The sequence below is a fragment of the Brevundimonas sp. genome, from assembly GCF_032107865.1.
GTDB lineage: Bacteria > Pseudomonadota > Alphaproteobacteria > Caulobacterales > Caulobacteraceae > Brevundimonas.
Map to the genome: position 1 here is coordinate 1 of NZ_DAMCNG010000045.1, position 12,851 is coordinate 12,851.

Here is a 12,851-nt window from a genome sequence, read left to right on the forward strand (position 1 = left end):
CGCGCGGCGCAGGGCGCAGAGAACGGCCGCATCACCGGCTCCGGCAACGCCGGACGCGACGCCCGCTTCGCCCGCGAAGGCGCGCGCGAGATGCAGCGATACGAGGCCCAACGACGCCCGCTCAGCGGCGGCGTCGGCGTTCTGGCGCCCCAGGACTGCCCCGGCTCCAATTTCGGCACGGGCTGCGCGGGCGCGCACCTGGATTCCTCGATGCAGATGGACTCCAACCGCAACGTCCAGACCAGTCGTGACGGCGCCCCGGCCTCCGGCCGCCCGATGACGCCCGGCGCCGCCGGACCGCGCGAACCGATGCGACCCCAGTAGGCTTTCGGCGCATGCCCCTTCAGTTCGCGCACGCCCAACGGCCTCAAGCAGCGCACAGCGGGTAGGCCAAACAAAAAGGGCGGCGCCTTTCGACGCCGCCCTCTTCAGTCTTTCAGGTCCGAGACCCGGATCAGTCGGCCGACTGTTCCAGTTCCAGGGCCAGATCCGCGGGAAGCGGCTCGACCGCATCTTCGCGGGCCTGGGTCAGCTCAGCGTCACGCTCGTTGGCGATCTTCTGCAGGCTGCGCAGGTAGGAGCCCGTGCCCGCCGGGATCAGACGACCCACGATCACGTTCTCCTTCAGGCCTTCCAGCATGTCCTTCTTGCCGTGGACCGAAGCCTCGGTGAGGACGCGCGTGGTTTCCTGGAAGGACGCCGCCGAGATGAAGCTGCGGGTCTGCAGCGACGCCTTGGTGATGCCCAGCAGGACCGGCTGCGTGATGGCCAGACGGCCGCCGCGCTTCTCGACCTTGGCGTTCTCCAGAGCCGCTTCAGCCACTTCCACCGTGTCGCCACGGATCAGGGTGGTTTCGCCGGAGTCGATGACTTCGACCTTCTGCAGCATCTGACGGACGATGACTTCGATGTGCTTGTCGTTGATCGGCACGCCCTGCAGTCGGTAGACCTCCTGCACTTCGTTCACCAGATACTCGGCCAGCGCCTCGACGCCCTGGATGCGCAGTAGATCGTGCGGATCCGGGTTGCCGTCGATGATGTAGTCGCCCTTCTGGATCAGATCGCCGTCGTGGACGGAGATGTGTTTGCCCTTCGGGATCAGGAACTCGACCGCTTCGCCCTGGTTGCCGTCTGCATCGACTTCCGGGGTGATCTTGATGCGGCGCTTGTTCTTGTAGTCGCGACCGAATTCGACGCGACCGTCCATCTCGGCGATGACCGCGCAGTCCTTCGGACGACGGGCTTCGAACAGTTCGGCCACGCGCGGCAGACCGCCGGTGATGTCGCGGGTCTTGGCGCCTTCGGTCGGGATACGAGCGACGATGTCGCCCGGCTTGACCTCATCGCCGTTCGCCACCGATAGGATGGCGCCCACGGGCAGCAGGTAACGCGCGTCAGAACCGCTCGACAGCTTGGCGTAGCTGTCGCCCTGGGTCACGCCGACGGCCGGACGCAGGTCCGAACCGCGCGGGCTGGCCCGCCAGTCCGACACGACGCGCTGGGCGATGCCGGTGGCTTCGTCGGTCTCTTCCTTGACCGACAGGCCTTCGACCAGGTCTTCGAAGCGCACCACGCCGCCGACTTCCGTCAGGATCGGGGTGGTGTAGGGATCCCACTCGGCCAGGCGCTGGTTCTTGATCACCTCGCCGCCGTCCTTGACGCGCAGGCGCGCGCCGTAAGGCACCTTGTAGGACTCGCGGTCCTTGCCGTCGACGGTCACGGTGACCACGACGTTGCGGCTCATGGACACCGGATCGCCGTGGGCGGCGATAACGGTCGGGCCGACGACCTTGATGATGCCGGCGTTGGTCGCCTCGAAGAACGAGGTTTCCGCCACCTGGGCCGTACCGCCGATGTGGAAGGTACGCATCGTCAGCTGGGTGCCCGGCTCGCCGATCGACTGGGCGGCGATGACGCCGACCGCTTCGCCGATGTTGACGTTGGTGCCGCGCGCCAGGTCACGGCCGTAGCACATGCCGCAGATGCCGGCGTCGGCTTCACACGTCAGGGCCGAACGGACCTTGATGGACTGGACGCCGACCTTGTCGATCAGCTCGACTTCCTCTTCCTGCAGATAGGTGTCCGCAGGGAACAAGACTTCGCCGCCCGGCTCCTTGATGTCCTCGGCCGCATAGCGACCCAGGACACGTTGGCCCAGCGAGACCAGCACGTCGCCGCCTTCGACCACGGCGCGCAGGGTGATGCCGCGCGTCGAGCCGCAGTCTTCCTCGGTGACGATGGAGTCCTGCGCCACGTCCACCAGACGACGGGTCAGGTAACCCGAGTTGGCGGTCTTCAGCGCGGTGTCGGCCAGGCCCTTACGGGCGCCGTGGGTGGAGTTGAAGTACTCAAGGACGGTCAGGCCTTCCTTGAAGTTCGAGATGATCGGCGTCTCGATGATCTCGCCCGAAGGCTTGGCCATCAGGCCGCGCATGCCGCCCAGTTGCTTCATCTGAGCCTGCGAGCCACGAGCGCCCGAGTTGGCCATCATGAAGACCGAGTTGATGTCGGGCTCCTGGCCCTTGATCAGGACGCGGGGCTGAGCGATTTCGCCCATCATCTCGTCGGCGATCTTGTCCGTGGCCTTGGCCCAGGCGTCGACGACCTTGTTGTACTTCTCGCCCTTGGTGATGAGGCCGTCAGCATATTGCTGCTCGTACTCTTCGACCTGGGTGCGGGTTTCGTTGACCAGCTGTTCCTTCTTGGCCGGGATGACGATGTCGTCCTTGCCCACCGAGATGCCGGCCTTGGCCGCTTCGCGGAAGCCCATCTGCATCATCTGGTCGGCGAAGATGACCGTCGCCTTCTGACCGCAGTGACGGTAGACCTGATCGATCAGGTTGCCGATTTCCTTCTTGGTCAGGTTCTTCTCGAGCAGGCGGTAGCCGATGTTCGGGTTCAGCGGCAGCAGAGCGCCCAGCTTCATCCGGCCCGGCGTCGTGTCGATCACCTTGGTCACGACTTCGCCGTCCGAGTTCATCTCGGTCCAGCGTGCCTTGATCTTGGTGTGCAGCTTGACGACCTGGGCGTCCAGCGCCGCGTCGATCTCGCCCATGTTGGCGAACAGCTTGCCTTCGCCCGGCTGGTTCTCCTTGACCAGCGACAGGTAGTACAGACCCAGGACGATGTCCTGCGACGGCACGATGATCGGCTTGCCGTTGGCGGGCGACAGGATGTTGTTCGTCGACATCATCAGCACGCGCGCTTCCAGCTGGGCCTCGAGGCTCAGCGGGACGTGCACGGCCATCTGGTCGCCGTCGAAGTCAGCGTTGAACGCCGTACAGACCAGCGGGTGCAGGCGGATTGCCTTACCCTCGATCAGCTTGGGCTCGAACGCCTGGATGCCCAGACGGTGAAGCGTCGGCGCGCGGTTCAGCAGAACCGGGTGCTCGCGGATGACCTCGTCCAGGATGTCCCAGACGGCGGGCTGCTCGCGCTCGACCATGCGCTTGGACTGCTTGACGGTACCCGACAGGCCCTTGGCGTCCAGACGCGCGTAGATGAACGGCTTGAACAGCTCCAGCGCCATCTTCTTGGGCAGGCCGCACTCGTGCAGCTTCAGCTCGGGGCCCACGGTGATGACCGAACGGCCCGAGTAGTCGACGCGCTTGCCCAGCAGGTTCTGACGGAAGCGACCCTGCTTGCCCTTCAGCATGTCGGCCAGCGACTTCAGCGGACGCTTGTTGGCGCCCGTGATCACGCGACCGCGACGGCCGTTGTCGAACAGGGCGTCGACCGACTCCTGCAGCATCCGCTTTTCGTTGCGGATGATGATGTCCGGCGCGCGCAGTTCGATCAGGCGCTTCAGGCGGTTGTTCCGGTTGATGACCCGGCGATATAGGTCGTTCAGGTCCGACGTCGCGAAGCGGCCGCCGTCCAGCGGCACCAGCGGACGCAGTTCCGGCGGGATGACTGGCACGATGGTCAGGATCATCCACTCGGGCTTGTTGCCCGACTCGATGAAGGCTTCCATCAGCTTCAGACGCTTGGAGGCCTTCTTGGCCTTCAGCTCCGACGGGCTGTCGGCCAGTTCGGCGCGGTGCTTCTCGGCCTCGGCGTTCAGGTCGATCGCCATCAGCAGGTTGCGGACCGCCTCGGCGCCGATCTCGGCGGTGAAGCCGTCGTCGCCGAACTCTTCCTGATAGTGATAGAATTCGTCTTCCGTCAGCAGCTGGTTCTGCTTCAGCGGGGTCAGGCCCGGCTCGGTGACGATGTAGTTCTCGAAGTACAGGACGCGCTCAACGTCCTTCAGCGCCATGTCCAGCATCAGCGAGATGCGCGACGGCAGCGACTTCAGGAACCAGATGTGGGCGACCGGAGCGGCCAGGTCGATGTGACCCATGCGCTCGCGGCGAACGCGAGCCAGCGTGACTTCAACGCCGCACTTCTCGCAGATGATGCCCTTGTACTTCATGCGCTTGTACTTGCCGCACAGGCATTCGTAGTCCTTGGTCGGGCCAAAGATACGGGCGCAGAACAGGCCGTCACGCTCAGGCTTGAACGTGCGGTAGTTGATGGTTTCCGGCTTCTTGATCTCGCCGAACGACCACGACCGGATCTTCTCCGGCGAGGCCAGGGCGATCTTGATCTGGTCGAAGGTCGGGGTGACCGGGACCGGGTTGAAGATGTTCAGGACTTCCTGGTTCATCTTTATTCCTTCTGCGGGAATGCCCCGCGAAAATCATTCAGAGAGGAGAACAGGCGGACCGCCCTCCCCCGCCGAGGCGAGGAAGGGCGCTTGATCCGATCAGCTGTTTTCCAGCTCCACGTTCAGGCCCAGCGAGCGCATTTCCTTCACCAGCACGTTGAAGGACTCGGGGATGCCGGCCTCGAAGCTGTCGTCGCCACGGACGATGGCCTCGTAGACCTTGGTCCGGCCGGCCACGTCGTCCGACTTCACCGTCAGCATTTCCTGCAGGGTGTAGGCGGCGCCGTAAGCTTCCAGAGCCCAGACCTCCATTTCCCCGAAGCGCTGACCGCCGAACTGCGCCTTACCGCCCAGCGGCTGCTGGGTGACGAGCGAGTACGGGCCGATCGAGCGGGCGTGGATCTTGTCGTCGACCAGGTGGTGCAGCTTGAGCATGTACACATAGCCGACCGTGACCGGACGCTTGAACTGCTCGCCCGTCTGGCCGTCGAACAGGATCGACTGACCCGAACGATCCAGGTCCGCCGATTCCAGCAGATCCTCGATGTCCGAGATGCGCGCGCCGTCGAAGACCGGGGTCGCGAACGGAACGCCCTTCGACAGGTTCTGAGCCAGTTCGATCAGCTCTTCGTCGCTCTGCGGCAGCGGGGTGTCGGCGCCGTAGATCTGGGTCAGACGCGACACCAGGGCGTCGCGCAGACCGCCGTCCATCCACTGCTCGAGCAAGCCCTTGATCTGCTTGCCCAGGCCAGCGGCGGCCCAACCCAGGTGGGTTTCGAAGATCTGGCCGATGTTCATGCGCGACGGCACGCCCAGCGGGTTCAGAACGATGTCGACGTGGGTGCCGTCGTCCAGGTGCGGCATGTCCTCGATCGGCAGGATCTTGGAGATGACGCCCTTGTTGCCGTGACGGCCGGCCATCTTGTCGCCCGGCTGCAGCTTGCGCTTCACGGCCACGAAGACCTTGACCATCTTCATGACGCCAGGCGGCATCTCGTCGCCGCGCTGCAGCTTCTCGACCTTGTCTTCGAAGCGACGATCGAGGGCCTTACGGGCGTCCTCGAACTGCTTCTTCATGGCCTCCAGCTCGCCCATCGCCTTCTCGTCGTCGAGGGCGACCTGCCACCACAGGCCCTTGGACACTTCGGCCAGCTTCTCTTCGGTGACCTCGCCGCGGCCCATGCCCTTCGGGCCGGACACGGCGGTCTTGCCGAGCAGCAGCGGCTTCACGCGGCCGTAGACGTTGCGCTCAAGGATCTTGAGCTCGTCGTCACGGTCCTTGCCCAGACGTTCGATCTCGGCGCGCTCGATGGCCATGGCGCGCTCGTCCTTGTCGATGCCGTGGCGGTTGAACACGCGCACGTCGACGATGGTGCCGGCGACGCCCGGCGGCAGACGCAGCGAGGTGTCGCGCACGTCCGAAGCCTTCTCGCCGAAGATGGCACGCAGCAGCTTCTCTTCCGGAGTCATCGGGCTTTCGCCCTTCGGCGTCACCTTGCCGACCAGGATGTCGCCCGGCTGGACTTCGGCGCCGATGGCCACGATGCCCGCCTCGTCGAGGTTGCGCAGGGCTTCCTCGCCGACGTTCGGGATGTCGCGGGTGATCTCTTCCGGACCCAGCTTGGTGTCGCGGGCCATGACCTCGAACTCTTCGAGGTGGATCGAGGTGAAGATGTCGTCGCGCACGATGCGCTCGGAGATCAGGATCGAGTCTTCGAAGTTGTAGCCGTTCCAGGGCATGTAGGCGACCAGGACGTTGCGGCCCAGCGCCAGCTCGCCCAGGTCCGTCGACGGACCGTCGGCGATCACGTCGCCGGTCTTCACTTCATCGCCAACGCGCACGATCGGGCGCTGGTTGATGCAGGTCGACTGGTTGGAACGCTGGAACTTCGACAGGCGATAGATATCGACGCCCGAACGACCGGCGTCCACGTCGCCCGTGGCGCGAACCACGATGCGGGTGCCGTCGATCTGCTCGACCACGCCGTCACGACGGGCGATCACCACGGCGCCCGAGTCCACGGCCACGACCGCTTCCATGCCGGTGCCGACCAGCGGCGCGTCCGACTGCACCAGAGGTACGGCCTGACGTTGCATGTTGGCGCCCATCAGCGCGCGGTTGGCGTCGTCGTTTTCCAGGAAGGGGATCAGGGCGGCGGCGACCGAAACGACCTGTTTCGGCGACACGTCCATCATGTCGACCGTTTCCTTGGTCAGCAGCTGGGAGTCGCCGTTGATACGGCCCGGCACCAGCTCCTCGACGATCTCGCCGTCCTTCAGGTCGATGTTGGCCTGGGCGATGACGTGCTTCGCCTCTTCCATGGCCGAGATGTAGACCACCTCTTCCGTCGCCTTGCCGTCAACCACGCGACGGTACGGGCTTTCAATGAAGCCGTACTTGTTGACGCGGGCGTGGGTGGCCAGCGAGTTGATCAGACCGATGTTCGGGCCTTCCGGCGTTTCGATCGGGCAGATGCGGCCATAGTGCGTCGGGTGCACGTCGCGGACTTCAAAGCCGGCGCGCTCACGGGTCAGACCGCCCGGGCCAAGCGCCGAAAGGCGACGCTTGTGGGTGATCTCCGACAGCGGGTTCGTCTGGTCCATGAACTGCGACAGCTGCGACGAGCCGAAGAATTCACGCACAGCAGCCGCGGCCGGTTTGGCGTTGATCAGGTCGTGCGGCATGACCGTGTCGATATCGACCGAGCTCATGCGCTCCTTGATGGCGCGCTCCATGCGCAGCAGACCGACGCGGTACTGGTTTTCCAGCAGCTCGCCGACCGAACGCACGCGACGGTTGCCCAGGTTGTCGATGTCGTCGATCTCGCCGCGGCCGTCCTTCAGGCCGACCAGGATCTGCAGCACCTTCAGCACGTCGTCCTTTTGCAGGACGCGGATTTCGTCGGAAACCTCGGGGGTTTCCAGACGCATGTTCATCTTCACGCGACCAACGGCCGACAGGTCGTAGCGCTCGGCGTCGAAGAACAGCGAGTTGAACATGGCCTCGGCGGCTTCCGGCGTCGGCGGCTCGCCCGGGCGCATGACGCGATAGACGTCGAACAGCGCGTCCTCGCGGCCCGTGTTCTTGTCCACGCGCAGGGTGTTGCGCATGTAGGCGCCCACCGTGACGTGGTCGATGTCCAGCACGTCGATGGTGGTGAAGCCGTTGGCTTCCAGCAGCTCGATCGAGGCGGCGTCCAGCTCGTCGCCCGCCTCGGCGTAGATTTCGCCGGTCTCGAAGTTGACAGCGTCAGCGGCCAGATACTTGGTCAGCAGGGCGTCAGCCGCCAGCGACAGCGACTTCAGACCGCCGTCGGCCAGCTTCTTGGCGGCGCGGGCGCTGATCTTCTGGCCGGCCGGGGCGACCACTTCGCCGGTGTCGGCGTCGACCAGGTCGAACTCCGGCTTCACGCCGCGCCAGCGTTCCGGCTTGTAGGGGGTGACCCAGCCTTCGCCGCGCTTCTCGTAGGGGACGGTCTCGTAGAAGGTCTTGAGGATTTCCTCGCCGTCCATGCCGAGAGCCAGCAGGAAGGTCGAAGCCGGCAGCTTACGACGACGGTCGATACGGACGAAGACGATGTCCTTGGCGTCGAACTCGAAGTCCAGCCACGAGCCACGATACGGGATCACGCGGGCGGCGAACAGCAGCTTGCCCGACGAGTGGGTCTTGCCCTTGTCGTGGTCGAAGAAGACGCCCGGCGAACGGTGCATCTGCGAGACGATCACGCGCTCGGTGCCGTTGACGATGAAGGTGCCCTTGTCCGTCATGAGCGGGATATCGCCCATGTAGACGTCCTGCTCCTTGATGTCCTTGACCGAACGGGCGCCCGTTTCTTCCTCGGTCTCAAAGACGATCAGGCGCAGCTTGACCTTCAGCGGCGCGGCATAGGTCATGTCGCGCTGAATGCATTCTTCGACGTCGTACTTCGGGTCTTCAAACTCGTAGGAGACGTATTCCAGGACGGCGCGTTCGTTGAAGTCCTTGATCGGGAAGACCGACTTGAAGACCGCCTCGATGCCCTCGTCGTTGCGCAGACCGGGGCGCGACTCGCGCTGCAGGAACTGCTCATAGGAAGCGCGCTGAACCTCGATCAGGTTCGGCATCTGCACGGCTTCTGGGATGCGCCCGAAGCTATAGCGAATGCGCTTCTTGCCGGTAAACGACGTGGCGGCAGCGATCTTACCCAAGGCGAGACCGTCGGTGGACTTGGCCATTCTGTTTTCCCAATCGCGGCCCCTTGCGAGGCCCGCTCTCAATGCAGCAGCCACGGCGCGCCGATCGGCGATCCGTGACCGTTAAATGTCTCTCGGCGTCCACCCTCGACCCGCATGCGGATCAGGACGCCTGGATGTATCCGCCCCCTTGGGGAGGGGCGACGCCTTCGCACCGGTCGGAGGGCGACAAACCGGGCCTCGGCGCTTTCGCGCGGGATTCAGGGAATCTGCGAACGCGCATATATACGCCCTTCTTGGGCGAAATAAAGACCCCTCACGCGGCTAGGTGACAGTTTCAATCAGCGTGATAAGCCTAGCCTTATGAAGCACATCGCCCTGCCCGTTCTCGCCGCCCTATCGCTGTCCCTGTCTCTGGTCGCCTGCGCCTCGACGCCGGATGTCGGCTATCCCGGCCTGCGAGAGGCGGTCGGCCCCGCGACCCAGGAGAACTGGGAAGTCGGCCAAGCCGCCTATCTAATGTGGAACAGCCAGCGTCGCGGCTGGACCTCGACCGAGTCCGGCCTGCAATATCGCCTCGTCAGCAAGGCCAACCCCGAGGGCGCGCAACCCACTGCGACCGACACGGTCAAGGTCCACTATCGCGGCACCTTCATCGACGGACGCGAGTTCGACAGCTCCTATTCGCGCAACGAACCGGCCAGCTTTCCGCTGAACCGCGTCATCAAGGGCTGGACCGAGGGCGTCGCCCTGATGCGCGAAGGCGAAACCTATGAGTTCGTCATCCCCGCCGACCTGGCCTACGGCCCGCGCTGGATGGGAACCGAGATTCCCGCCAACTCGGCCCTGCGCTTCACCGTCGAACTGCTGGAAGTGAACCCGGACCGCTAGTCTAGGTTCATGCCCGGCCTCCAGCCGCTCTCGGCAAGGAAGGTCCTGGCGTCCGTCATCTGCAATATCGCCTGCAGCGCCGCCTTCTTGTCCGGCGCGCGGCGATAGTAGGCCTTGGCGATGCGATAACCGGCCCAGTAGCCCAGATCGCCAGGCTTCTCCGGCGTGGAATTATAGACCCAGTCCTTCAGGTCGGTCTTGTCGATATCGGCGAGGAAGGCGGTCTCGATCTCGAGTTCACGACCGCGCGTCTGCGGCTCGAGATAGGTATAGGCCGGCGCGCCCATCAGCAGTTCGGTCACGAACTCGGCGACGCCCTCGGCCAGCGACACCTCCAGAACCGTGTACTGCTCCTTTTCGGTAAGCTCCGGCGCCTGCTGGGTATGGACATACTCGTGGATCAGAACGCCGACAAAGCGGTCCTCGATGTCGGGATTGATGAAGTCGGTGGCGCAGAGCGCTTCCAGCCCCACCTGGATTCCGTCCACCGGACTGCCGACTGCGACAGGGCGGCCGCGACCGATCACAAAAGTCGCTGAAGGAAACTGCGCCTCGGGATATTCATCAATGAAGCGGGCCAGCCCCTCGGCGACCCGCGCACGGACGCGCGGCAGGTGGTCGGCGCAGGCCCGCGCCTCGACATAGATTTCAGGCCGGGCGGCCATGGCGTCCGCCATCCTCGCGCCCGTCACCCTGCGCACCTTCGCCAGGTGCGTCAGACCGGTGGAGCCGCCATCCAGATAGGCCTGAAGCTGCTCGGCGGTCGGCCGTCCGGCAGCGCTGTCGTAAAGCGCATAAAAGCGGTCGACGTCTCCGGTCTCGATCACTGGCTCATGGCTGGCGCGATCGGACGTCTGCGCCTGGGCCGCAACGGTCAACGACGACGCCGAGATCGCCAGCCCTGCGGCGACACTCGCCAAAATCCACTTCCCGTCCATGTGATCTCCCTCGCCTTGTGATGCCGCTGGCAGGCTAGTACGCCGCCGCAGCCGATGAAATCCGCCTCCGCGCAGGCGACCCAAACATGACGGCGAATTCATCCGCCCACCTCGGGCTTGACCATAGCCGCGACGCACAGTGATCTGCTGCGTCCTCGCCGCCTTGCCGGAAAGCCCCCTGATGATGCGTCCCGCCACCCGTCTGCTTGTCACCGCCTGCGCGTCCGCCTTGCTGTTCAGCGCCGGCGCCGCTTTGGCTCAAGTGGGTACGCCCGCCCTGCCCGTCGCCCTGGCGCCGATCCCCCCGGCCAAGGACGAGGCCTATCCCGGCGTCATCAAGCTGGACGTCGACGCCACCGACATCGACCGCCGCCTGATCCAGGTGCGCCAGACCATTCCGGTCAGCGGCCCTGGCCCTCTGGTCCTCTTCTATCCGCAATGGATTCCCGGCAACCACGGCCCGGTCGGCCCCGTCGCCAACGTCGGCGGCCTGACCTTCACCGCCGAGGGGCGGCGGCTGGAATGGGTGCGCAACACCGTCCAGCCCTGGGCCTATCAGATCGAGGTTCCGTCCGGCGTGACCGAGGTCGAGGCCGCCTTCCAGTGGCTGACGCCGATCGAGGGCAATCAGGGCCGCGTCGTCGTTACGCCCGAGATGCTGAACATCCAGTGGGAGAAGGCCCTGCTGTATCCGGCGGGCTATTATTCACGCCAGATCACCTTCCAGCCGACGCTGAAGCTGCCCCAGGGCTGGAACTACGGCGTGGCCCTCGACACCGTCAGCTTCGAGAACGGTCTGGCGACCTTCGCCCCCATCACGCTGGAGCATCTGGCCGACAGTCCCGTCTTCGCCGGCGCCCACTATCGCCAGATCGACCTCGATCCGGGCGGCCGCTCGCCGGTCCGCCTCAACGTCGTGGCTGACACGGCCAAGATGCTGGAGGCCAGCGACGAGCACGTCCAACTGCACCGCAACCTGGTCCAGCAGGCCGACCGCCTGTTCGGCGCGCGCCACTTCAACCACTACGACTTCCTGCTGGCCGTGACGGACAAGCTGGGCGGTATCGGGCTGGAACACCACCGCTCGTCCGAGAACAGCGTCGATGTGAAGTATTTCACCGACCGCGAGGGCACCCTGGCCGACCGCGACCTGCTGGGCCACGAATACACCCACAGCTGGAACGGCAAATGGCGCCGTCCGGCCGATCAGCTGACGCCCAATCTGAACGAGCCGCTGCAGAACTCCCTGATGTGGGTCTATGAGGGCCAGACGCAGTACTGGGGCCTGGTCCTGACCGCCCGCGCCGGATTGATGTCCAAGCAGCAGGCGCTGGACGTCCTGGCCATGAGCGCCGCCAGCTTCCAGCACATCCCCGGCCGCCAGTGGCGCGCCATGCAGGACACCACCAACGACCCCATCATCAGCCAGCGCCGCCCGCAGCCCTGGAGCAGCTATCAGCGCAGCGAGGACTATTATCGCGAAGGCGCGCTGATCTGGCTGGACGCCGACACCCTGATCCGCGAGCGCACGGGCGGGAAGAAGTCGCTGGACGACTTCGCCAAGGCCTTCTTCGGCGTCGAGGATGGGAACTGGGATCCGGCCCCCTACACCTTCGCCGACGTGGCCTCGACCCTGAACGGGGTGCAGTCGAACGATTGGGCCGCCTTCCTGCGCGAGCGACTGGACGCGGTCGGCCCCGACTCGCGCGGGCCGCTGGACGGCTTCGAGCGCGGCGGCTACCGCCTGGTCTTCAAGGAAGAGCCGTCCGGCTACATGGGCGCCCTTTATAAAGAGCTGGGCCGCAACGACTTCACCTATTCGCTCGGCTTCATGATGAACGGGTCGAACCGGATCACCTCCGTCCTGTGGGGCGGCCCGGCGTTCGAGCAGGGGCTGACCTCAGGTTGGGAAGTCGTCGCCGTCGGCGGCCGCGCCGCCTCGGCTGACGTGCTCAAGGACGCCGTCACCGCCGCCAAGGGATCGACCGACCCGATCGAGCTGATCCTCAAGAACGGCGATCGCTTCAAGACGGTGCGCTTCGACTATCATGACGGCCTGCGCTACCCGCACCTGGAGCGGATCGAGGGTACGCCCGACCGGCTGGGCGACATACTGAGCCCGCGTCGTCGCTAGAAAACACCGCCAACCCTGCCTTCTCCCCTCGGGGGAGAAGGTGGCTCGCGAAGCGAGACGGATGAGG

6 protein-coding genes are annotated in these 12,851 nt (G+C 65.2%); 3 read left to right on the forward strand and 3 right to left on the reverse strand.

What is annotated here, in order from left to right; genetic code table 11:
* Positions 1–324, forward strand: a 324-nt coding sequence (locus tag RT567_RS06120; RefSeq protein WP_313575043.1) for a hypothetical protein, incomplete at its 5' end; no start/stop codon positions are given.
* A 130-nt stretch (positions 325–454) separates the two neighbouring features.
* On the opposite strand, the gene rpoC is transcribed toward RT567_RS06120, so the two are convergent.
* Together rpoC and rpoB are read right to left on the reverse strand one after the other, a co-directional pair.
* Entirely contained in the window at positions 455–4,648 is a 4,194-nt protein-coding gene (gene rpoC / locus RT567_RS06125) for a DNA-directed RNA polymerase subunit beta' (RefSeq protein WP_313575045.1), read from the reverse strand.
* Positions 4,649–4,747: 99 nt separating this feature from the next.
* A complete protein-coding gene (gene rpoB, locus RT567_RS06130) occupies positions 4,748–8,863 on the reverse strand; it encodes a DNA-directed RNA polymerase subunit beta (protein WP_313575047.1) in 4,116 nt (1,371 codons plus the stop codon).
* A 321-nt stretch (positions 8,864–9,184) separates the two neighbouring features.
* Between rpoB and RT567_RS06135 the strand changes: the two genes are divergently transcribed.
* A complete protein-coding gene (locus tag RT567_RS06135) occupies positions 9,185–9,712 on the forward strand; it encodes an FKBP-type peptidyl-prolyl cis-trans isomerase (RefSeq protein ID WP_313575049.1) in 528 nt (175 codons plus the stop codon).
* Here RT567_RS06135 and RT567_RS06140 read toward each other — a convergent pair.
* Positions 9,709–10,650 (reverse strand): DUF2268 domain-containing putative Zn-dependent protease, encoded by a 942-nt coding sequence (locus RT567_RS06140; RefSeq protein WP_313575051.1) that lies wholly within the window; start codon positions 10,648–10,650, stop codon positions 9,709–9,711. The two genes, RT567_RS06135 and RT567_RS06140, sit on opposite strands and share 4 nt — an antisense overlap.
* A 184-nt stretch (positions 10,651–10,834) precedes the next feature.
* Between RT567_RS06140 and RT567_RS06145 the strand changes: the two genes are divergently transcribed.
* The gene (locus RT567_RS06145) at positions 10,835–12,784 is read left to right on the forward strand and encodes a M61 family metallopeptidase (protein WP_409516152.1); all 1,950 of its coding nucleotides are present in this window, start codon (positions 10,835–10,837) and stop codon (positions 12,782–12,784) included.
* Positions 12,785–12,851: the final 67 nt, after the last annotated feature.